This window comes from Halalkalibacillus sediminis, assembly GCF_002844535.1.
Classification (GTDB): Bacteria; Bacillota; Bacilli; order Bacillales; family Alkalibacillaceae; genus Halalkalibacillus_A; species Halalkalibacillus_A sediminis.
Genome location: NZ_PJNH01000003.1, coordinates 450,615 through 471,815 on the forward strand (window position 1 = coordinate 450,615; position 21,201 = coordinate 471,815).

At 39.5% G+C, this 21,201-nt stretch carries 22 protein-coding genes, 1 tRNA gene and 1 other annotated feature; of the genes, 17 read left to right on the top strand and 6 right to left on the bottom strand.

All coding sequences use genetic code 11. The annotated features are described in order from the left end of the window. Positions 1-24: 24 nt before the first annotated feature. From gyrA to CEY16_RS12030, 7 genes are all read left to right on the top strand, one after another. Positions 25-2,490, top strand: coding sequence for a DNA gyrase subunit A (gene gyrA / locus CEY16_RS12000; protein ID WP_420795536.1), 2,466 nt, complete (start codon positions 25-27; stop codon positions 2,488-2,490). A 48-nt stretch (positions 2,491-2,538) separates the two neighbouring features. Beyond that, positions 2,539-3,648 carry an HD-GYP domain-containing protein gene (locus CEY16_RS12005; protein ID WP_101332273.1) on the top strand — a complete coding sequence of 370 codons (1,110 nt, stop codon included), beginning with the start codon at positions 2,539-2,541 and terminating at the stop codon, positions 3,646-3,648. A gap of 226 nt (positions 3,649-3,874) precedes the next feature. Next, on the top strand, positions 3,875-5,203 hold the full coding sequence (locus CEY16_RS12010; RefSeq protein WP_101332274.1) for a serine hydrolase: 1,329 nt from the start codon (positions 3,875-3,877) through the stop codon (positions 5,201-5,203). Between the two features lie 28 nt (positions 5,204-5,231). Further along, complete coding sequence (gene pdxS, locus CEY16_RS12015) at positions 5,232-6,116, top strand: pyridoxal 5'-phosphate synthase lyase subunit PdxS (protein ID WP_101332275.1); 885 nt, start codon at positions 5,232-5,234, stop codon at positions 6,114-6,116. A 16-nt stretch (positions 6,117-6,132) separates the two neighbouring features. Beyond that, positions 6,133-6,720 carry a pyridoxal 5'-phosphate synthase glutaminase subunit PdxT gene (gene pdxT / locus CEY16_RS12020; protein WP_101332276.1) on the top strand — a complete coding sequence of 196 codons (588 nt, stop codon included), beginning with the start codon at positions 6,133-6,135 and terminating at the stop codon, positions 6,718-6,720. Positions 6,721-6,758: 38 nt separating this feature from the next. Then, positions 6,759-6,975: a binding site (T-box leader), on the top strand. 259 nt (positions 6,976-7,234) lie between these two features. Continuing rightward, on the top strand, positions 7,235-8,515 hold the full coding sequence (gene serS / locus CEY16_RS12025; RefSeq protein WP_101332277.1) for a serine--tRNA ligase: 1,281 nt from the start codon (positions 7,235-7,237) through the stop codon (positions 8,513-8,515). Between the two features lie 168 nt (positions 8,516-8,683). Beyond that, positions 8,684-8,776: transfer RNA gene (locus tag CEY16_RS12030), tRNA-Ser, on the top strand. Positions 8,777-8,932: 156 nt separating this feature from the next. Here CEY16_RS12030 and CEY16_RS12035 read toward each other — a convergent pair. Then, positions 8,933-9,604 carry a deoxynucleoside kinase gene (locus CEY16_RS12035; protein ID WP_101332278.1) on the bottom strand — a complete coding sequence of 224 codons (672 nt, stop codon included), beginning with the start codon at positions 9,602-9,604 and terminating at the stop codon, positions 8,933-8,935. Further along, a complete protein-coding gene (locus CEY16_RS12040; protein WP_101332279.1) occupies positions 9,601-10,266 on the bottom strand; it encodes a deoxynucleoside kinase in 666 nt (221 codons plus the stop codon). The genes CEY16_RS12035 and CEY16_RS12040 overlap by 4 nt, the downstream gene beginning before the upstream one ends. Positions 10,267-10,426: 160 nt before the next feature. On the opposite strand from CEY16_RS12040, the gene CEY16_RS12045 reads away from it, so the two are divergent. The 10 genes from CEY16_RS12045 to CEY16_RS12090 all read left to right on the top strand — a co-directional run bounded on the left by CEY16_RS12045 (position 10,427) and on the right by CEY16_RS12090 (position 16,967). Next, a complete protein-coding gene (locus CEY16_RS12045; protein ID WP_101332280.1) occupies positions 10,427-10,999 on the top strand; it encodes a CotY/CotZ family spore coat protein in 573 nt (190 codons plus the stop codon). A gap of 268 nt (positions 11,000-11,267) precedes the next feature. Then, on the top strand, positions 11,268-11,528 hold the full coding sequence (locus CEY16_RS12050; RefSeq protein ID WP_101332281.1) for a metal-sensitive transcriptional regulator: 261 nt from the start codon (positions 11,268-11,270) through the stop codon (positions 11,526-11,528). Positions 11,529-11,625: 97 nt separating this feature from the next. After that, positions 11,626-11,853: a sulfurtransferase TusA family protein gene (locus tag CEY16_RS12055; RefSeq protein ID WP_101332282.1), complete on the top strand. Its 228-nt coding sequence runs from the start codon at positions 11,626-11,628 to the stop codon at positions 11,851-11,853. Positions 11,854-11,920: 67 nt separating this feature from the next. Next, positions 11,921-12,148, top strand: a complete 228-nt coding sequence (locus CEY16_RS12060; protein ID WP_101332283.1) for a sulfurtransferase TusA family protein — start codon at positions 11,921-11,923, stop codon at positions 12,146-12,148. 60 nt (positions 12,149-12,208) lie between these two features. Further along, positions 12,209-12,688, top strand: a complete 480-nt coding sequence (locus CEY16_RS12065; RefSeq protein WP_101332284.1) for a DsrE/DsrF/DrsH-like family protein — start codon at positions 12,209-12,211, stop codon at positions 12,686-12,688. Between the two features lie 13 nt (positions 12,689-12,701). Continuing rightward, a complete protein-coding gene (locus CEY16_RS12070) occupies positions 12,702-12,998 on the top strand; it encodes a rhodanese-like domain-containing protein (protein WP_101332285.1) in 297 nt (98 codons plus the stop codon). A gap of 16 nt (positions 12,999-13,014) precedes the next feature. Beyond that, positions 13,015-13,584: a sulfurtransferase TusA family protein gene (locus CEY16_RS12075; protein WP_101332286.1), complete on the top strand. Its 570-nt coding sequence runs from the start codon at positions 13,015-13,017 to the stop codon at positions 13,582-13,584. A gap of 47 nt (positions 13,585-13,631) precedes the next feature. Next, the gene (locus tag CEY16_RS12080; protein WP_101332287.1) at positions 13,632-14,762 is read left to right on the top strand and encodes an MBL fold metallo-hydrolase; all 1,131 of its coding nucleotides are present in this window, start codon (positions 13,632-13,634) and stop codon (positions 14,760-14,762) included. Between the two features lie 134 nt (positions 14,763-14,896). Further along, positions 14,897-16,546 carry a SulP family inorganic anion transporter gene (locus tag CEY16_RS12085; RefSeq protein ID WP_101332288.1) on the top strand — a complete coding sequence of 550 codons (1,650 nt, stop codon included), beginning with the start codon at positions 14,897-14,899 and terminating at the stop codon, positions 16,544-16,546. 64 nt (positions 16,547-16,610) lie between these two features. Then, positions 16,611-16,967: a YidH family protein gene (locus CEY16_RS12090; RefSeq protein ID WP_101332289.1), complete on the top strand. Its 357-nt coding sequence runs from the start codon at positions 16,611-16,613 to the stop codon at positions 16,965-16,967. A gap of 45 nt (positions 16,968-17,012) precedes the next feature. Here the strand turns inward: CEY16_RS12090 and CEY16_RS12095 are convergent, their stop codons facing one another. The 4 genes from CEY16_RS12095 to CEY16_RS12110 all read right to left on the bottom strand — a co-directional run bounded on the left by CEY16_RS12095 (position 17,013) and on the right by CEY16_RS12110 (position 21,078). Next, positions 17,013-17,936: a C40 family peptidase gene (locus CEY16_RS12095; RefSeq protein WP_101332290.1), complete on the bottom strand. Its 924-nt coding sequence runs from the start codon at positions 17,934-17,936 to the stop codon at positions 17,013-17,015. A gap of 6 nt (positions 17,937-17,942) precedes the next feature. Next, positions 17,943-19,034 (bottom strand): mandelate racemase/muconate lactonizing enzyme family protein, encoded by a 1,092-nt coding sequence (locus CEY16_RS12100; RefSeq protein WP_101332291.1) that lies wholly within the window; start codon positions 19,032-19,034, stop codon positions 17,943-17,945. 11 nt (positions 19,035-19,045) lie between these two features. Beyond that, positions 19,046-19,969, bottom strand: coding sequence for a S66 peptidase family protein (locus CEY16_RS12105; protein ID WP_101332377.1), 924 nt, complete (start codon positions 19,967-19,969; stop codon positions 19,046-19,048). Positions 19,970-20,253: 284 nt separating this feature from the next. Beyond that, positions 20,254-21,078, bottom strand: a complete 825-nt coding sequence (locus tag CEY16_RS12110; protein WP_101332292.1) for a M55 family metallopeptidase — start codon at positions 21,076-21,078, stop codon at positions 20,254-20,256. Between the last annotated feature and the right edge of the window lie 123 nt (positions 21,079-21,201).

Below are 21,201 nucleotides of genomic sequence, written 5' to 3' on the forward strand. Positions count from 1 at the left end.
CAAGAAATAAATATTAGTCAAGAAATGCGTACATCTTTTCTAGATTACGCAATGAGTGTCATTGTTTCGAGGGCACTTCCAGATGTACGTGACGGTCTGAAACCAGTACATAGAAGAATTTTATATGCAATGCACGACTTAGGGATGCACTCTGATAAAGCATATAAAAAATCAGCACGTATTGTTGGTGAAGTTATTGGTAAGTACCACCCTCATGGTGACTCGGCTGTTTACGATGCGATGGTTCGTATGGCCCAAGATTTCAACTTCCGTTACATGCTTGTTGATGGTCACGGGAACTTCGGTTCAGTGGATGGTGACGCGGCTGCTGCCATGCGTTATACAGAAGCGAGAATGTCTAAGATCTCAATGGAGATTTTAAAAGACATCAATAAAAATACAATCGATTTTGCAGAGAACTATGATGGAGCGGAGAAAGAGCCTGTCGTTCTACCTGCAAGGTTCCCTAACCTATTAGTTAACGGTGCTTCAGGTATTGCGGTTGGTATGGCTACTAATATTCCTCCGCACCAGTTAGGTGAAGTGATCGATGCGGTTTTAGCTGTTAGTAAAAATCCTGAAATTTCGATAGAAGAATTGATGGAAAACTATATCTATGGTCCTGACTTCCCAACTGGTGGTGAGATTTTAGGTAGAAGCGGTATCCGCCAAGCTTTCGAGACTGGTAAAGGTTCTATTACAATCCGTTCTAAAGCGGATATTGAAGAACAAGCAAATGGAAAAGCGAGAATCATCGTTCACGAGATTCCTTTCCAAGTAAACAAAGCTCGTTTAATCGAAAAAATAGCAGAATTAGTTCGAGATAAAAAAATCGATGGCATCACTGATCTAAGAGATGAATCAGACAGAGATGGACTTAGAGTTGTAATTGAGTTACGTAGAGATGCAAACCCTAATGTTGTCCTCAATAACCTATTTAAACAGACAGCATTACAAACATCTTTTGGTATCAATATGCTATCCCTAGTTAAAGGGCAACCAAAAGTATTAAACTTAAAACAAACACTTGAGTATTATTTAGAGCACCAAAGAGAAGTTATTGTGCGTCGTACTCAATTCGAATTGGATAAAGCTGAAGCTCGTGCACATATTTTAGAAGGTTTACGTGTTGCTTTAGATCATTTAGATGAAGTCATTAAATTGATTAGAGCTTCGAAAACGACTGATATTGCTCGCGATGGCTTAATGGAGCGTTTTGGACTATCGGAGAAGCAATCTCAAGCTATTTTAGATATGCGTTTACAACGCTTAACAGGCTTGGAACGTGAAAAGATTGAAAACGAGTACAAGGAAGTCATGGAATTAATCGGTGAATTGAAAGCTATTCTAGCGGATGACGAAAAAGTTCTGGAAATCATTCGTGAAGAGTTATTAGATGTAAAAGAAAGATTCAATGATACTCGAAGAACTGAAATTTTAGTCGGTGGTACTGACTTTATTGAAGATGAAGACCTAATCCCTGAAGAGACAGTGGTCGTAAGCTTGACCCATAAAGGGTATATCAAACGTCTTCCAGCAACGACTTATCGAGCTCAACGTAGAGGTGGTCGTGGAATTCAAGGTATGGGTACGAACGATGAGGATTTCGTAGAGCATCTTTTATCGACTTCAACTCATGATACGATCCTTTTCTTTACGAATAAAGGAAAAGTGTATCGTACCAAAGGATATGAAATACCTGAATTCAGCAGAACGGCAAAAGGTTTACCACTTGTGAACGTACTTCAAGTTGAGCAAGACGAATGGGTAAACGATATGATTGCCATCAATGAATTCGTTGATGATTGGTATTTATTCTTCACTACTAGAAAAGGTCGATCGAAACGAACTTCACTTCAACAATTTGCGAATATTCGTAAAGGTGGCTTACGTTCGATTAACTTAAATGAAGATGATGAATTGATTTCAGTTAAATTAACAGATGGCGAGAAGAACATCATGATCGGTACGAAAAATGGGTTACTGATCCGTTTTGATGAACAGGATGTCCGTCAGATGGGTAGAACCGCAGCTGGTGTTAAAGGAATCACTCTGAAAGATGACGATGAAGTGGTGTCTATGGAGATATTGAATCCAGGTGTGGAAGTGCTGACGGTGACCTCTAAAGGATATGGTAAACGTACTCCTGAACAGGAATATCGTGTTCAGAACCGTGGGGGTAAAGGTATTCTTACTTGTAAGTTGAACGAAAGAAATGGCGAGGTTGTAGCAGTGAAACCAGTAACCGGTGAGGAAGACCTTATGATTATGACCGGTCAAGGTGTGCTTATCCGAATGGCTTCAGATACCATTTCTCAAACAGGACGTAATACACAAGGTGTACGCTTGATTCGACTTGGCGAAGAGGAAGTAGTAGCAACCGTAGCTCGTGTAGAGAAAGAAATTGAAGAGGAAAACGACGAAGAAGACGAGACAGACGTAGTAGCAGCTGACAGTGAAGATGAAGTAACAACTGACGATCAAGAATAAACACTCCTTTCGTTCATTTTTCTTACCAACACAAAGAGGGGAATCGAGATGAGAGTACATCCTAAGCAATTAATTCCTGGTTGTTTAATACTGAAAGATGTGATGGGAAAGACCGTTCATCCGATCATACCGAGAAATTCTGTGGTAGAACCGATCCATATTTCCGTATTGCATAAGTTTCAAGTTCCTTATGTGGAAGTAGCGACAAAGTTAGTCAATGGGGATCCATTCAAAGTAGATACTTCGGTAGAAGCGATAGAAAAAGAAGACCAAGAAAAACAACAGGAAGAAAGTGAAACAGTTAGTTGGTCGTTTTTTGATTACTACGTCGATCGAGTGAAGAAAACGAAAGAATTGTTCGAGGGATGGAATAAGCAATCCACGCTGAATATATCTTATATCCGTGAATTGCTTTTTCCCCTCATTCAAATAGGTGAAAATCTTCCGAAAGTGTTGTTAGAGCTGCACCATTACACGAATAAACAAGATTATTTTTTCCATCATATCGTAGCAACACCTGTTATTGCAGCATTTCTAGCTAAGAAGATGAAATATGATAAAAATGAACGTTTCCAAATTGCGCTGGCGGCTTATCTAAGTGATTTGGGTATGTTGATGGAAGAGAAACATCTTTATTTCAAGGATGGTGTACTTACCGAGGAAGAGTATGAGCGAGTTCAGAAGCATCCTATTTTATCTTATCGATTAATTGATGATCTACCTTATGTAAGCAAAAATGTGAAGCTTGGCGTCCTTCAGCACCACGAACGATTGGATGGTTCGGGGTATCCTTTAGGGGTCATGAATGAAAAGATTCACCCGTTTGCGAAAATCATCGCGGTAAGTGATATTTTTCATGCCATGACTTCTGAAAGATTTTACCGGAAAAAGCAATCGCCATTTAAAGTGATTGAGGAATTACTTAATCGACAATTTGGGAAGCTAGATATGAAAATCGTTGATACGTTAGTGGATTCCATCGTTTTCTTTTCAAGCGGGACAAAGGTTAGGATCTCAAATAATGAAACAGGAACGATCGTTTTCATTGACCAAAAGAATCCTACCAGACCTTTGATCAGGTTGGACTCTACCCAAGAGATTTTTAATCTGAACGAACATAGTGATCTTTATATAGACGAAGTTTTGATGAAAGACTGATTGTTAGGCCATTGGTTCCATTTCCGGACAATGGCCATTTTTACGGCTTCAGACTATACAACCGAATCAATGAAAGAGTTGTGATAATATCACTTTAGTTAGTTGAGACCGGTAGACTATAGTTCATTTTTCCTTATTCACTTTTATGACGAAATTTCCAATGTTACCATATTCAAAATGATGTATAATAGGAAAAGAGAAAATGCTAGATGGGAGAAATTTATACATGAAAAAAACTCTAAAACTGATGGTTATGACGATTTTTGTCGCAACTTTTTACATAAGTTCATTATTCACTTCAGTTTCTCAGGTCGCTGCACAGCCACAAGACATTGAAGCTGAATCAGCTATATTAGTGGATGCTGAAAGTGGAAAGATTTTATATGCGAAAAATGCGGACATTGCTCTACCACCAGCAAGTATGACAAAAATGATGACAGAGTACTTAGTTCACGAAGCGATCGATAACGGTGATATTACTTGGGAAACTAAAATTGAAATTAGCGAATATGCTTATAGTATTTCAGCGAACAATTCTTTTTCAGGTGTAGGTCTGCGTTTGGACTATGAATATACGGTCAAAGAGCTATATGATGCAATGGCGATTTATTCTGATAATGCTACAACAATTGCATTAGCAGAGCTTATAGCAGGTTCGGAAGGCGAATTTGTTAAAATGATGAATAATAAAGCTGCTGAAATGGGGCTTCCAGATGCTCAGTTCGTGAACTCTTCAGGATTACCTAATTCAAGTTTAGGTGATAATTATCCAGAGGGGACAGAACAAGATGCAGATAACTTAATGTCAGCAAGGACTGTGGCTACTCTAGCTTACCACTTGATTAGTGATTATCCTGAGATGTTGGAAGTCTCAAGCATCCCTAGACAAGAGTTTGAAGGGCATGAGATGATCAACTACAATTGGATGCTTCCAGGTCTAGGGGGAAATCTAGAACAGTTCTCTTATGAAGGAATGGATGGAATCAAAACAGGTTATACCGACCTTGCTGGATACAGCTTTGCGGGTACGGCTGAGCGTAATGGTCAGCGTCTCATTTCAGTCGTTATGAGAACGGAAAGTGAATCCGCACGTTTTAATGAGACTAGAAAATTGATGGATTATGGATTCAGCAATTTTGAATCTAAAGAGTTATATGAAGAAGGTTATCAAATTGAAGAGGAATCCAACATTCCTGTAGCAAAAGGAAAAGAAAATGCAGTAGAGATCGCTTCTAATCAATCCATTACGATGATGATCGAATCAGGTACAGAAGAAGATTATTCAGTAGAATATCAACTGGATGAAGAACTTTTAAATGAGGATGGGGAGTTGACAGCTCCGATTGAAGAGGGTCAAGAAGTTGGAAAAATGGTCCTTAATTACTCAGGAGAGAATGAATATGGTTATATTGCAGATGACATGGATGTATCTTCTGAAGTACCTATAGTTACCACTTCTGCTGTAGAAAAATCTAACTGGTTCGTATTGATTTTTGAACAAATCGGTGAATTTTTCTCTAATTTATTTGCTAGTATTAAAGGGTTATTCACTTAATATAGAAAAAAATGATGGGGGTTATTTGATGAGTACAGTAGGTACAGATCGAGTAAAAAGAGGTATGGCAGAAATGCAAAAAGGCGGCGTCATTATGGACGTTGTCAATGCAGAACAAGCTAAAATTGCAGAAGAGGCAGGCGCGGTTGCTGTTATGGCGTTAGAACGTGTCCCTGCAGATATTCGCGCGGCGGGCGGAGTAGCACGTATGGCTGATCCAACAATCACTGAAGAAATCTTAAACGCTGTTTCCATTCCGGTTATGGCAAAAGCTAGAATCGGACATATTGTTGAAGCTAGAGTATTAGAAGCAATGGGTGTTGATTACATCGATGAGAGTGAAGTATTGACTCCAGCTGATGATGTTTTTCATATCTTGAAAAACGATTACACTGTGCCATTTGTCTGTGGTTGCCGTAACCTAGGAGAAGCGGTTCGTCGTATTGGTGAAGGTGCTTCTATGTTGCGTACGAAAGGTGAGCCTGGTACTGGAAACATAGTTGAGGCTGTTAGACATATGCGCGAAGTACAGAAGCAGATTAAAGAAGTAACTCACATGGCTGATGATGAGTTGATGGTATATGCGAAAGAAAACGGTGCATCCTATGAAACACTGTTGGAAATCCGAAAAAATGGACGTCTTCCAGTTGTAAACTTCGCTGCTGGTGGAATTGCGACTCCATCGGATGCAGCACTTATGATGCAACTTGGTGCTGATGGTGTATTTGTTGGTTCTGGGATCTTCAAATCAAATGAGCCTAAGAAATTCGCTCGTGCTATTGTAGAAGCAACAACTCATTATGATGATTATGAATTAATCGGTAAGTTATCTAGAGGACTTGGAACTGCGATGAAGGGTATGGAAATGTCCACTTTGACTGAACACGATCGTATGGCAGATCGTAGCGAGTAAAGGGGCTTATGAACATATGACAACGATAGGTATTTTAGGATTACAAGGTGCTTTTCGTGAGCATGCAAAGTCCGTTGAAGCTTGCGGAAAGAACGCTCTAATCATCAAAAGAAAAGAACAATTAGATGAAGTGGATGGATTGATTATTCCAGGCGGTGAAAGTACGACGATGCGCCGCTTGATTGATCGATATGATTTCTTTGAAGCACTTAAGAAATTTGGTCAGTCTGGTAAACCGATTTTTGGTACTTGTGCTGGTTTAATCTTATTAGCAACCGATATCAATGGTTCAGACAGAAATCACTTAGGTCTGATGGATATGGTGGTCGAAAGAAATGCTTTCGGCAGACAGCGTGAAAGTTTTGAAACACCACTTGAAATCAAGGGTGTAGCTGATGATTTTGAAGCTGTATTCATCCGTGCTCCATATATTTTAGAGGTAAAAAACGACACAGAAGTATTAGCTACCTACGGGGATAAAATTGTTGCAGCAAGACAAGGTCATTACTTAACAGCAGCTTTTCACCCTGAATTGACAGATGATCTGCGTATGGTTCAATACTTTGTACAAATGGTGGAAGAAAAGAGACTTGCATCCGCTTAGAAAATAAGCTATATTAAATAATACAAAATCAACGATAGTAAAATGCGACGATAGGAAATAGTAAAAGTCATGTTTTTTTCAGAGAGCTAGTGGTTGCTGTGAACTAGTAAAAACAAACTTTGAATCCATCCTGGAGCAGATTAGCCGAAATAAGAGTAAGCTGATCCGGTTCATGCCGTTATCATGTCCGAGTTGGAAGTGCTTTGTCACTTCAACAAGGGTGGTAACGCGGGTTATTAATATCTCGTCCCTTTTTTCATTAAAAGGGGCGTTTTTTAATGGAATCAAACGATAACGTCGTTAAGTTCCGTTAAATCTGGAATAGGTATAGTTAATTTCTAGATGGGTTCGGACAAATCTCCGATAGGTTCCGTTAAATTTAGAATTGGTTCGGATAACACCTGAATAGGTGCAGTTAAACTCAGGATAGATTCGGTTAAATCCCAGATAGATTCAGTTAACAACAAGATAGTTTTGTAAATAATATATACACGATAATAAGGAGGCCAAAATCATGTTAGATCAACGTTTTTTAAGAAACAATTTTGAAGAAGTGAAAGCTAAATTGCAAAAAAGAGGGGAAGACCTGACTGATCTAGATAAATTCCAAGATTGGGATGAGAAAAGACGTCAGTTGATCCAAGAATCTGAGGAATTGAAAGCGAGAAGGAATACAGTTTCAAAAGAAATTTCTCAAATGAAGAAAGAAAAGCAAGATGCTGATCACTTGATCAAAGAAATGCGTCAAGTGGGTGACCGCATTAAAGAGATCGATGGAGAGCTGAATGAAGTAGAAGACAAATTGAATGAATTATTGCTATCTATCCCTAATGTTCCACATGAAACAGTACCTGTTGGTGATACAGAAGACGATAATGTCGAGGTGCGTCAGTGGGGAGATATTCGCGAGTTCGATTTCGAAGCGAAAGCTCACTGGGATGTTGCCACAGACTTAGGCATAATCGATTTTGAGAGGGCATCTAAAGTAACAGGAAGTCGCTTCGCTTTTTATAAAGGGTTAGGTGCACGTTTTGAAAGAGCTTTAATCAACTTCATGATGGATTTTCAAGCGGACCACCACGGCTATGAAGAAATGCTTCCGCCTCAAATAGTAAACCGTGATAGCTTGACGGGTACAGGTCAGCTTCCGAAGTTTGCTGAAGATGTCTTTAAATTAGAAGAGTGGGATTATTTCTTGATTCCTACCGCTGAAGTTCCAGTAACCAATTATTATCGTGATGATATTTTGGCTAATGATGATTTACCAAAGAAATTCGTTGCTTATAGTGCAAACTTCCGTTCAGAAGCGGGATCTGCAGGACGTGATACTCGAGGCTTGATTCGTCAACACCAGTTCAACAAAGTGGAATTGGTTCAATTAGTAAAACCTGAAGAGTCTTATGAGACATTAGAACAGCTTACAGGGCACGCTGAGAAGATTCTACAGCTTCTAGAACTTCCTTATCGAGTTATGAGTATGTGTACAGGGGATTTGGGCTTCACAGCTGCGAAAAAGTACGATATTGAAGTATGGGTTCCAAGCTATGATGATTTCCGCGAGATTTCTTCTTGCTCTAACTTTGAAGATTTCCAAGCAAGACGAGCTAACCTACGTTTTCGTCGCGAGCCGAAAGCGAAACCAGAATTCGTTCACACGTTGAATGGTTCTGGATTAGCGATAGGACGTACCGTGGCAGCCATCTTAGAAAATTATCAGAACGAAGATGGTTCTGTTACCATTCCGGAAAAATTACGTCCTTATATGGGGAATCTCGAGAGAATTGAAATGAAATAATGGTCTACAATAAAGGAGGGGCTTTTTGTTAAGCTCCTCTTTTAATTTCAAAAAAATACATTCATATCATTGGTTAAAAATCTAAATTATTAAAATATTTATCAAGGTGTTGCACGGGGTCGAATCCTGTGGTATATTTTTTAAGTGTCAGGCCAAAACGGCTCATACGGAGGAGTACCCAAGTCTGGCTGAAGGGATCGGTCTTGAAAACCGACAGGGGTGTCAAAGCCCGCGGGGGTTCGAATCCCTCCTCCTCCTCCATTTTAATTAATAATTGAAACTTATAAATAAACGTAATGGTTGCGAAAATTCGCAACCATTTTTTTTATTTACAAAATAATGAAGATGCATCATTAGATATAGCTAAGATAATAAGAGAGACCCTATTCTCATAGAAGAATAGGGTCTCTAATTTTTTTAAGATCTCACCAAATCTCTCTTTGTCTGAATAAAGTCGCCCATTTTCTCAAGGATCGGATCGAGTGAAGATTTATCATTGAATAGATCATAGTCGTTAATGTTTACACGCATCACTGGACATGTATTGAAGTCATCGATCCAGTTTTCATAGCGGTCGTACATCTCTTTCCAATATTCGATTGGGGTTTCTTGTTCCATCTTCCGGCCTCTCGTCTTAAGACGCCCTAACACATCGTCAAATGATCCTTCTAAGTAGATCAGCAAGTCTGGATGTGGGAAGTATGGTGTCATAACCATTGATTCAAAGAGACTCGTATACGTTTCGTGATCTGTTGGAGTCATTGTCCCTTTCTCTCGGTGCATTTTAGCGAAAATTCCCGTATCTTCATAGATTGAACGGTCTTGTACAAACCCTCCACCGTATTCGAACAGTCTCTTTTGTTCTTTGAATCGTTCAGCTAAAAAGTAAATTTGCAGATGAAAGCTCCAACGTTCGAAGTCATAATAGAACTTATCAAGATAAGGGTTTCCGTCGACTTTTTCAAAAGAAGTTCGGAAATTCAACTTGTCCGCTAACGCTTGGGTCATTGTGGATTTTCCGACCCCGACGGTCCCCGCAATTGTAATCACCGCATCGTTTGGGATGCCATATGGATTGTTTCGAGTCATGTCAGTACTTCTCCTTTGTGTAAATGCTTTTCAACTTCCTCTAAGATGAAATCCAAGTCTTCCTGATGCTTGATGAAATCCAAATCATCACCATTCAATCGAATGACAGGAATATGAGGGTGATTTCGTTCAAACTCTTCCATAAACGTATCATAGTCCTCTGACAATTGTTTCAGATAAGAAGGTTGAATGTTTTGTTCGACGTCCCGGCCACGTAACTTAATTCTTTCTAATAAAGTATCTAAGCTAGCATGGATGTAGATCATGATATTTGGCTTTGGCATATCAGCCGTTAATATATGAAAGATCTTCTCGTATTTTTCAAATTGATCTGATTGAAGGGTGCGTTTCGCGAAAATCATGTTTTTCATCACATGATAGTCAGAAACGACAGGTTTTCCTTCCTTCAAGTAATGCTTCTTGATGTCTTCTAATTGCTTGTATCGATTACAGAGAAAGAACATCTCTGTCTGGAAACTCCACTCTTCAATGTTATCGTAGAACTTCCCTAGAAAGGGGTTCTCCTCAACAATTTCTTTTAATAAGTGAAAGTAGAAGTGGGTCGCAATTTTGTTTGATAAGGACGTTTTACCAACGCCTATCGGTCCTTCTACTGCAATAAATGGCACATGTTGTTCTTCCAAAATAAGTCCTCCGTTCATTAGCGAAAGTCATTCTCTCATGATATCAAATTTTCATTAGTTATTGGACAAATTCCAACATATTTCTTGAATTTATATAAAAAAATTATTCGCATACCTATACACTTTTTAATCCTCTACATAGTTTATATTAACGACAAAAAAAAGAGGTGAAATTAAAATGTTTGAAGAAGAATTCGATAAACACAGAGACGATTGTAAAAACAGCAAATGTGTCTGTAAGCAAGTGAAGAAAATTGCAGAGGCACAAGATGCAGTAGCTGGCACAGGTGACTGTGACGTCAGCTGTAAGCAGTCGATTAGAGACCTAGTATCTCCAACGACTACTAGTGGTAATGATACGATTCCTTTCATCCTATACTGCAAATGTAAACCATTCATTGGTAGTGGGGTGATCCAAGGAACTACAAGTAATAACGGTGGAACTCGTCCGGCTTTTACCTGTATCCAAACACCGATCTACCGCGTTAAGAAGGTAGATAAGGATTGTTGTGCTACACTCGAATTGTTACTACCGGTTTCAATGGGTGGTGGTACTCCAGGACCAAGAGAAGATACAGTATGTAGCTACTTCCCTGGTGAAGCAATTGCAGCATTTCAAAGAACAGGTATTTGTATCAAAGTCGACCTATGTGACTTCACAGCAATTTCTTGCTTAGATCCTGTCCGTGCGCGCTCGGTAGCAGATTTTAATATGGGTGCTATGGGTAGAAGCTCTCACAAAGAGGATTAATATCCCTGAAAACTGGTGTCTTCGGACGCCAGTTTTTTTATTTGAACTTTTTTAAGTTTTTCTTTATTGTTAATCTGTAATGCCCCCTCGTAAATCATTTCAAAAAAATTAATGTGCCATAGCATGGAATCAACCACCGAAGGGAAATATAAAAAAATCCTATTTTGATGTTTGACATTATACCTATGGGGGTATATAATACAAATGTAAGATCAAAACAGACACCAAATAAATCGTGTTCAGAACAGTAAGGAAGGAGGCGACACCAATGGAATACGATACTCAGATAAAAAATAGAATCAAACGAATGGAAGGTCAATTACGTGGTGTTCTCCGAATGATGGAGGAAGGCCAAGATTGTAAAGACATTATCACGCAATTGTCTGCTAGTCGTACAGCGATTGATCGTACAATCGGTGTTATCGTCAGCGAGAACTTGATCGAATGTGTCCAAAACGCAAATGAAGAAGGTATAGATACTGAAGATCGAGTGAAAGAAGCGGTAAATTTATTAGTCAAAAGCCGTTAATGAAATTTAATAGTTGACGGCTTTTCGTTTATCGTTTAATATACCCCATAGGGTATCAAAAAATAAAACTTATTTAAAAAATTAGGAGGAATTCAGAATGAACGCAGATAAAGTATTAGACGCAAAAGGATTAGCTTGCCCAATGCCAATCGTAAGAACAAAGAAGGCAATCGATGATATCGATAGTGGCCAAATTTTAGAGGTGCAGGCAACAGATTCTGGAGCAAAAAGTGATTTGACAGCGTGGACGAAATCTTCTGGTCATGAACTTGTAGATATGAAAGAAGATGACGGCGTTTATACTTTCTATGTAAAGAAAGGTTAAGTTATTAGGTTTAAAAAAGAATCAAACGTGATACAAAAATAATAGAACAACTTAGGAGGAATTTAAAATGAACGCAGATAAAGTACTAGATGCAACAGGATTAGCTTGCCCGATGCCAATCGTAAGAACGAAGAAAGCGATCGACGATATCGATAGTGGTCAAATTTTAGAAGTGCAAGCAACAGATTCTGGAGCAAAAAGTGATTTGACAGCATGGACGAAATCTTCTGGTCACGAACTTGTAGACATGAAGGAAGAAGATGGCGTTTATACGTTTTATGTAAAGAAAGGCTAAAATTTTTTCGCATATCTTATACCTATACCGGTATGAGTAATATATAAGGAGGTTTCTCAAATGGCTGAGAAAAAGAAAACGAATATTATCCTCTTCAGCGGGGATTATGATAAAGCAATGGCTGCTTACATTATCGCAAATGGTGCAGCGGCGTATGATCATGACGTAACAGTTTTCCACACGTTCTGGGGATTGAACGCGTTACGTAAGGATGAAAAATTACAACCGAAGAAAACATTCATGGAAAAAATGTTCGGCAAAATGATGCCTCGTGGCGCAGATAAGTTGCCACTATCAAAAATGCAATATGGTGGCATGGGACCGAAAATGATTAAGGCGGTTATGAAGAAGCACAACGCGATGTCATTACCAGACTTGATCGACATGGCAAAGGAACAAGATATTACAATTTTAGCTTGTACCATGACTATGGATTTACTAGGTCTTAAAGAAGAAGAATTATTAGATGGAATTGAATACGGCGGCGTAGCAGCATATATCGCTGAAGGTGAAGACGGCGCGATCAACCTATTCGTATAAGGAGGCACTTATTATGAAGGAAATCGATGCTAGAACGGTTCAAGAAAAATTAGACCAAGGGGAATCTTTGAACATCATTGATGTCCGTGAAGCGGAGGAAGTAGCTGCAGGGAAAATTCCTGAAGCTGACCATATTCCTTTAGGATTAATTGAATTCCGCGAGAACGAATTGGATAAGAATAAAGAGTATATCATGGTTTGTCGTTCTGGTGGACGCAGTGGAAAGGCAACCCAGTATTTGGAGAGTAGAGGTTACAATGTAACTAATATGCGCGGAGGCATGCTGGACTGGGAAGGTTCCGTGCAATAATTCGGAGGGATAACGAATGACTGAAATCAAAGCAGATCACGTGTTGGATGCAAAAGGTTTGGCTTGCCCGATGCCGATTGTGAAAACAAGAAAAGAAATTCAAAATCTAGATTCAGGTAATGTTTTGCTTGTAGAGGCCACAGACAAAGGTTCTACAACAGATATTAAAGCATGGGCTGAGCGCGGTGGCCACCAATACCTTGGTACCACTGAAGAAGGCGATGTATTAAAGCATTATATCCGTAAGGCTTCGGAAGAAACTTACGAGGAAAAGCATGATAAGAAAGTTGATAATGCTGGTTTAAAAGAAAAATTAGCTAGCGGAGATGTAACATTAGTGGATGTCCGCGAATCAGCAGAATATGCATTCGGACATATTCCAAATGCGAAGTCTATTCCGTTCGGAGAGCTTGAAAACCGTATGGATGAATTGAACAAAGACGATGAGATCTATGTGGTTTGCCGCACAGGTACACGTAGTGATTATGCAGCTCAATTATTGACTGAAAAAGGCTATGAAAATGTTTATAACGTTGTTCCAGGAATGAGTGAATGGGACGGCGAGGTAGAAGAATCAAATAAATAATATTTAAGCAGTAATAAACTAACAATATACAGTAGGAGGTATATTTCATGAGTATTAAGAAAATGACAGTTGAAGAACTAGGTAAAAAAGTAATTAATAAAGAGAAAGTTTTCCTATTGGATGTGCGTAATGAGGACGCATTTGAAGATTGGAAAGTAGAAAGTGATAGCTTTGAATATCTAAATAAACCTTATTTTGATCTAATGGACGGAATCGATCCAATTAAAGATGATGTACCTACTGAAACACCTGTATTAGCAGTTTGTGCAAAAGGTAACTCATCGGAATTTGTAGCAGAAGAATTGGATGAAGCAGGCTTTGATAACATTTATACACTTGAAGGTGGTATGAAAGCTTGGAGTGAACACTTAGAGCCAGTTAAAGTTTCAGATCTAGATAACGGCGGTGAACTATATCAGTTTGTACGTCTAGGTAAAGGTTGCCTATCATATATGGTGATTTCTGGTGATGAAGCTGCAGTAATCGATGCTACTCGTATGACAGATAAATTCATCAACTTTGCAAAAGATAAAGGCGTAACAATTAAGCATGTTCTTGATACGCACTTGCACGCAGACCATATTTCAGGTGGCCGTACAATCGCAAAAGAAACAGGCGCAACGTACTGGTTACCACCGAAAGATGCAGAAGAAGTACAATTCGATTATGAAAAACTAGTGGATGGTACCGATCTTACAATCGGTTCATCAAAAATCGACGTTCAAGCAATCTATTCACCAGGTCATACAATCGGATCTACTTCATTCATCGTAGACGAAAAATACTTGATGTCAGGTGACATCCTGTTCATCGAATCAATCGGACGTCCTGACCTTGCTGGTAAGGCAGACGACTGGGTTGGTGACTTACGTGATACGTTGTACAAAAGATATAAAGAACTATCAGATGATCTAGTGGTACTACCTGCACACTACTCTTCATTAGAAGAACAAAATGATGATGGTACAGTAGCTGAAAAGCTAGGCGTACTTTATGAGAAAAACAGTGGTCTTCAAGTGAATGACGAAGAAGAATTTAGAAAAATGGTGACTGAAAACTTACCACCACAACCGAATTCTCATGATAAAATCCGTCACACAAACATGGGTAAAGAAACCCCAGACCTTGAAGAACAACGCGAAATGGAAACTGGTCCAAACCGTTGTGCAGTAAAATAAGCAGATTATTTGATTGAAGTGGTGGGCGTTCAGCACAAACTAGTGAGCGCCTCCCCACTTCAGAGGTTATAAATTTAATGGAAAGAAGGAGCTGAAAATAGCTCCTTCTTTATATGAAAAGGGTGGTGAAAACAATGCTGAGTAAATATGTTCCTTCAGTGGAATGGCTGAAGCGGTATAACGGAATGGATTTCAAAGGAGACTTTATTGCAGGTTTAATAGTGGCGATTATGTTGATTCCTCAAGGGATGGCATACGCAATGCTTGCTGGACTTCCCCCCGTCATTGGGCTATATGCTTCGACGATTCCACTGATCATATACGCAATATTAGGTTCTTCTAGGCAACTGGCAGTAGGCCCAGTAGCCATGGTATCGCTTCTTGTTTTTTCCGGAGTCTCGACACTCGCTGAACCAGGCTCTGATCAATTTGTTTCGTATGCATTGCTATTAGCATTTATGGTTGGTGTCATTCAATTAGTACTAGGATTATTCCGATTAGGCTTTTTAGTAAATTTCCTATCGCACGCAGTCATTAGCGGTTTTACATCTGCTGCTGCGATCATTATTGGGTTATCTCAATTGAAACACCTCTTAGGAATTGAATTGCCTAAGGGTGCAAACGTTTTTGGATTATTGTATGAAACAATGACGAAATTGGGTAACATTAATTTTTATGCACTGCTTATTGGTGTGTTGAGTATTATTACCCTCATTATTTTCAAAAAATACGTCCCGAAAATTCCAGGTCCGTTAGTAGTTGTTGTGCTATCAAGTTTAGCTGTCTATTACTTTAACTTGGATCAACAAGGGTTAAGTATTGTTGGAGATGTACCCCAGGGGGTACCGAGCTTCTCCTTACCAGGATTTGAGTGGGATTCGATTATATCCTTACTTCCAGTAGCACTGACGATTTCTTTCGTCGGTTTCATGGAATCAGTAGCTGTCGCAAAAGCGATTGCTGCAAAAGAAGGATACCGCATTAATTCGAACCAGGAGTTGAATGGTCTTGGGGCAGCAAACATCGTTGGTTCTTTCTTCTCAGCTTATCCAGTAACTGGAGGGTTCTCCCGTTCAGCGGTTAATTATCAAGCTGGAGCTAGAACACCGATGGCTGCGATTTTTACAGCAGTTCTAATTATTCTTACGCTGTTGTTTTTAACCGACTGGTTCTACTATTTACCAAATACGGTTTTAGCTGCAATCATCATGGTCGCTGTATTCCAGCTCATTGATGTCAAAGAGGCAAAACACTTATTCAAAGTGAAGAAAATCGATGGTTGGACTTTAATCGTCACGTTTGCGGCGACATTGTTGACGTCGATTGAAACAGGTATTCTTGTCGGTATCGGCTTCTCGCTAATCGTATTCATTTGGAGAAGTGCTTATCCTCACATTGCAGAATTAGGTTATGTAGAAGAAGAAGGTATCTATCGTAATTTGAATAGATATCCGAATGCCAAAACGTATGATCGCACGGTCATTTACCGATTTGATGCATCATTATACTTTGCTAACATCGCCTTTTTTGAAGAGCAGTTAGCTAAGAAAATAAACGAAGACACGAAGAAAGTCATTTTAGACTTTTCGGCTGTAAACGATATGGATGCAATCGCTTTGGATGAGTTAGACCGCATCATTGAAGAGTACGATTCAAGAGATGTGAAGATCATGATTGCAAATATGAAAGGGCCAATCAAGGACCTAGTTGAAAAAGCAGGCTGGGCTGAAAAATATGAAGAGCGAATATCTAATCTTCCAGTTTCACGTTATGTAAGTAAGTAATAGGCAAAGGAAAAGGGACATATTCAAAGATGTCTCTTTTTCTTAAACATGGAGTGATTTATATATGAAACAAACGATCGACTCAAATTATATACAGCAACATCTAGCGAATGAGCGAACCTTCCTCGCATGGCTGAGAACTTCTCTAGCCAGCATTGGAGTCGGATTTTTGATTGTTAATTTCCATTTTGCCAATGAATCTAGGTTGGCTCCAATCACAGATCTTTTAGCTGAGATCATTGGCATTTTATCAGTGGTCGTTGGTCTATTCATGATTGGTTTTGCAACCTTTAATTATTTGAAAAAGAAAAATGAAATCAATGAACAGACTTTCCGTCCTGTAAAAAATACCGTGGTATTAATCAGCAGCTTTATGATTATGATGATCGGCCTGTTTTTTGGTTACTTCCTCATTTATTAACAATGAAAAAGAGACATTTCTTCTAATGCCTCTTTTTCTTTATATCTATACATAGTATCTACGAGCTTCACATAATTCTTCTTCATACTTCGTTCCTGCCAGTCCGATGATTTCAATGCCTTTACCTGTACTTGGCGAATGAATCATCTTACCATCCCCGTAGTAGATTCCTACGTGATGGGTTCTCCCTTTTCCTTTTTCATAGGCAAAAAATATTAAATCTCCGATTTGTAATTGGTCTAGAGCTACTTTTTTACCTTCTAGGGCCTGATCCGTGGCATCTCTTGGGATTTCATAGCCACTTGCTTTGTGCATGTTATAAGCGAATCCTGAACAATCATATCCGAATGCACTCATACCACCCCAAAAATAAGGCAATTCAATAAAAGGTTCGCCAGCTTGCACAATTTTACCTCCATCACCTTTTGGAATGTCAGTTAAAGAAGGATAGATCGTTACATCTGAGGCTTTTAGTAACCCTTCTCCTGAAGGTGTTTTCACATGTATAAACCCGTCGGAAACCTCGATTACGGGTAAATAGGTTAAGTAACTTAAATCCATCCATTTTTTCTGTTCAGTGTTTAGAAGTTTCGTTTTTGTGGTTGTAACAAGTGCAATAGACTCTTTTTCCCACTGGGAAGTAGGAACTTCTTTCAGTTGGGCAAGTGGGACCCAGCCAGGGTAACCGCGTGAATCTTTTTTCGATGGTTGATGGATAGCGACTATTTTTGCCCAGGTACCTTTTTGTTCTTCCATGATCACTTCCTCACCGAAGAGTAACTGGCTTTGTGTCAGGTTGTCATCACAAAGTGCCAACCTTTTTTCATAGGTTAAACTTGAATACCATTCTTCAAGATCCATTGGATTTGTTAATCCTGGTTCGTCTATGCTTCTTGGTGAATCAGGGCTGGTCCATATAGTAGCAACGGGTACATCTACGACCCAAGTAGTGCTATTAGATTGTTTCATCTTCTTTCACCTCTTATTTGAATCCGTGATTTTAGTTATTCCTAACCCAGGTCGATCTGTTAAGTTCATAAGCTTTCGGTCGTACTCTACGCCGCCCTCAATTGTTTCATAAGAAAGCATGAGCGGGGCATCGAAGTCGAAGCGTGTAATATTTGGCTGACTGGCTGCAAAGTGAGCGGCTGCAGTTATGCCTAGCTTCGTTTCAATCATACTGCCAACCATGCAAGGAATACCGTATGATTCTGCTAAACGGTTGATCTTCATCGCCTCATGTATTCCGCCTGCTTTCATCAGTTTGATATTGATTAAATCGGCACTCCTAGTCTCTAATACTTTCTTTGCATCAACTGCGGAAAAAACACTCTCATCCGCCATAATCAGCGTATTCGTATTTGTGGTGACTTGGCGTAGCCCTTCAATGTCCCTTGCTGTGACTGGTTGTTCAACTAATTCAATGTTTAATCCTAGGTCCTCCATTCGATTGATCGCATAAATAGATTCCTTTACGCTCCAACCTTGATTGGCGTCTAATCGAATGATAGGTTCTGTTCCAATCTGTTCACGGATGGCCTGGATACGTTCGATATCTTTTTCAATCAAATCTTTACCGACTTTGATCTTTAAAGCATCGAACCCTTGATTGATATATCTTTGGGCGTCTTCAGCCATTTCAGGTGGCTCATTGACACTTACTGTATAGTCGGTCTCGAGTTGATCACGATAGCCACCTAACAATTGATATAAAGGCAAGCCTGCCATTTGAGCAAGACAGTCGTGTAAAGCCATATCAACAGAGGCTTTAGCGCTTGTATTACCAACGATTGACTGATTGATTTTTTTCAAAAGATATTCAATTCGAGTGATAGGTTCTCCTAAAAGAAGCGGCTTGAAGATTTCTTCAATCGTGAAGCTGATGCTTGTCAAGCTTTCCCCAGTGATTACGTGGGTCGGTGGAGCTTCACCATATCCAACAACCCCGTTTTCACAAGTGATTTTTACATAAACAGTTTCAGCGTTTTCAACTGTTCGTAAGGCTGTTTTAAATGGTTTATTCAATGGTATGGAGAGTTTTAGGATCTCAATCGATTGTATATTCATGTTTGTCCTCCTTATTGGACACCGGGTTGAATAGTAAGTGTTTTGTGTGCGCTAGAAATTACCGCTTTTGTTCCAAATGGTATAGCGAAATGTGGTTGGCAATGCCCGATTTGAAACCCTTTAATGACAGGCTTACACATTTCTGCAAAGTAATCTTCTAATACTTCATTTAGGGTAAAGGATGGACCCTCTTTCTTTGGCTCAGCATCATTGAAATCACCGATGATGACCCCAGCTGCTTCGTCCAACTTCCCAGCTAACTTCAATTGGCTTAAGAAGGAGTCCACACGGTATGGTTCTTCACCGATATCTTCAATGAAAAGAAGTCGGTCCTCGGTTTCGATTTCATAAGGACCCCCCAGACTATTTACGAGCAGGGACAAATTGCCACCTACAATTTGACCTGAGGCTTCTCCTTCACTAATTGCTTCTAGCCTAGAAATGGATTCATCATAAATCATTTCAGAAGGCTTGAAGAGTTGGTCGAAACTTTTTTTGGATAGTGGATGAAAATCTTCTTTTCCTATATCTGATGCGAGCATTGGTCCATGAAACGTTACAAGCCCAGTTTCTTGTCGGATCGCTGTATGTAGATAAGTGATATCGCTATAACCCCAAAAAATTTTCGGATTTTCTTTGATTAATTGAAAGTCGATATTGTCAGCTATACGAGAGGTACCGAAACCTCCGCCAGCACAAACAATAGCGTTAATTTCAGGGTTTATGAACATTGAATGAAGGTCTTCTAAGCGCTGTTCATCAGTGCCAGCCAAATAGCCATGCACCTTTTCGACATGTGGTGCGACCTCTACTTCAAGTCCCAGATTTTCAAAGAAAGGAATTGCTTTCTTTAAGTTGGACAAGTTTGGTGGACTTGCAGGAGCAATTACACCGACTTTATCTCCTTTATGTAGCCGTTCAGGTAAAATCATAATGACCCTCCCATTTTTCAAGTATTAAAGTATAAATGGTTTCGTGTTATTGTCTAGCTCCAGCGCCTAGAAACGGGGAGACTTCTCTCCCAAACCTACTATGAGTCAACATCGGTTGATGCTTCACCGTGTTTCCTTTATCTCGGTTGGTGAGTTCCAGTCCCACCGTTTCTAAAAAGGCGCTTACGCTTTTCTTATACTTTAAGAATGTTTAACTTTGTTAAAGGATTAAAGTATGTGAAAAACAAAGGCTTTCGCCATTAGGCCTTGGCGATAAGCCAAGTTTTTCACGAAAAATCAGTTTTCATCGCTAACTCAGTCATGACGACCATTGCACGATAAGCTTCAAGGATATCTTTAGCTTTAAAAGAAACGATGCAACTACCGGGTTCTAGCTCTGTTCCAGGCATAAAAGCGGCCCATTCGGCCTGACCGTGGTTAGCAAACTCTATACGAAGTGTCGGTTGCTTAGGTGGAATCAATGGATCGACATTTGCACGGTTGTCCAAGGCTTTTGAGACTTGCTGCCTTAATAACTCTCCTGCTTTCGCTGGGGTCAATGATTTTACTGCGGACCGCGTGATGGAACGCTTCACAATAGCAGTGGTGACATTGGGAATCAGTTCTTCAGCCTCATTTGCAGCCTGATCATCACCTGCTACCATCAAGACCGGAACACCGAAGTGCCCTGCGACATATGCATTAAAACCAAGTTCTCCGACATTCTCATCATTGATATAAAAATTTCTCACACCTTGTGTCATCGAATGAGACATGACACCGGGTTGGCCAGCACGTGCATGATACCCTAAAAAGATAGCACCATTATGGTCCTGATCTAAACCTTCCACCATGGCAAACGGCTTGACTCCTCCTGTTATTAATTCAGCTTTCTCATGAAGTTCATCGATTAGTAGATTGTTCATTTTCGAATGACTGTCGTTGACCAAGACCTGTTGACATCCTGCGTCAAAACAAGCACTCACGACATGGTTTGTTTCCTGCGTCATGATTTTACGGCCTATTTCATAATTATGTAACGCTGGATCAACAAATGTGTGGTCAGGCAAACCTGTAATCCCTTCCATATCTACCGATAAATATAGTTTCATTTATAGTACCTCCAAATCGAATTGAAGTGAAATTTTATTTCAAAAATTAAATTCAATTTAGTCAAAATAGTAGCAAAATCCACATAAAAATGCAATTCAGCATTCATACAACAGGATTTATTT

Coding starts and splice junctions, on each gene's coding strand:
- gyrA (WP_420795536.1), top strand. CDS start 25: ATGCGTACATCTTTTCTAGATTACGCAATGAGTGTCATTGTTTCGAGG.
- CEY16_RS12005 (WP_101332273.1), top strand. CDS start 2,539: ATGAGAGTACATCCTAAGCAATTAATTCCTGGTTGTTTAATACTGAAA.
- CEY16_RS12010 (WP_101332274.1), top strand. CDS start 3,875: ATGAAAAAAACTCTAAAACTGATGGTTATGACGATTTTTGTCGCAACT.
- pdxS (WP_101332275.1), top strand. CDS start 5,232: ATGAGTACAGTAGGTACAGATCGAGTAAAAAGAGGTATGGCAGAAATG.
- pdxT (WP_101332276.1), top strand. CDS start 6,133: ATGACAACGATAGGTATTTTAGGATTACAAGGTGCTTTTCGTGAGCAT.
- serS (WP_101332277.1), top strand. CDS start 7,235: ATGTTAGATCAACGTTTTTTAAGAAACAATTTTGAAGAAGTGAAAGCT.
- CEY16_RS12035 (WP_101332278.1), bottom strand. CDS start 9,604: ATGACTCGAAACAATCCATATGGCATCCCAAACGATGCGGTGATTACA.
- CEY16_RS12040 (WP_101332279.1), bottom strand. CDS start 10,266: ATGAACGGAGGACTTATTTTGGAAGAACAACATGTGCCATTTATTGCA.
- CEY16_RS12045 (WP_101332280.1), top strand. CDS start 10,427: ATGTTTGAAGAAGAATTCGATAAACACAGAGACGATTGTAAAAACAGC.
- CEY16_RS12050 (WP_101332281.1), top strand. CDS start 11,268: ATGGAATACGATACTCAGATAAAAAATAGAATCAAACGAATGGAAGGT.
- CEY16_RS12055 (WP_101332282.1), top strand. CDS start 11,626: ATGAACGCAGATAAAGTATTAGACGCAAAAGGATTAGCTTGCCCAATG.
- CEY16_RS12060 (WP_101332283.1), top strand. CDS start 11,921: ATGAACGCAGATAAAGTACTAGATGCAACAGGATTAGCTTGCCCGATG.
- CEY16_RS12065 (WP_101332284.1), top strand. CDS start 12,209: ATGGCTGAGAAAAAGAAAACGAATATTATCCTCTTCAGCGGGGATTAT.
- CEY16_RS12070 (WP_101332285.1), top strand. CDS start 12,702: ATGAAGGAAATCGATGCTAGAACGGTTCAAGAAAAATTAGACCAAGGG.
- CEY16_RS12075 (WP_101332286.1), top strand. CDS start 13,015: ATGACTGAAATCAAAGCAGATCACGTGTTGGATGCAAAAGGTTTGGCT.
- CEY16_RS12080 (WP_101332287.1), top strand. CDS start 13,632: ATGAGTATTAAGAAAATGACAGTTGAAGAACTAGGTAAAAAAGTAATT.
- CEY16_RS12085 (WP_101332288.1), top strand. CDS start 14,897: ATGCTGAGTAAATATGTTCCTTCAGTGGAATGGCTGAAGCGGTATAAC.
- CEY16_RS12090 (WP_101332289.1), top strand. CDS start 16,611: ATGAAACAAACGATCGACTCAAATTATATACAGCAACATCTAGCGAAT.
- CEY16_RS12095 (WP_101332290.1), bottom strand. CDS start 17,936: ATGAAACAATCTAATAGCACTACTTGGGTCGTAGATGTACCCGTTGCT.
- CEY16_RS12100 (WP_101332291.1), bottom strand. CDS start 19,034: ATGAATATACAATCGATTGAGATCCTAAAACTCTCCATACCATTGAAT.
- CEY16_RS12110 (WP_101332292.1), bottom strand. CDS start 21,078: ATGAAACTATATTTATCGGTAGATATGGAAGGGATTACAGGTTTGCCT.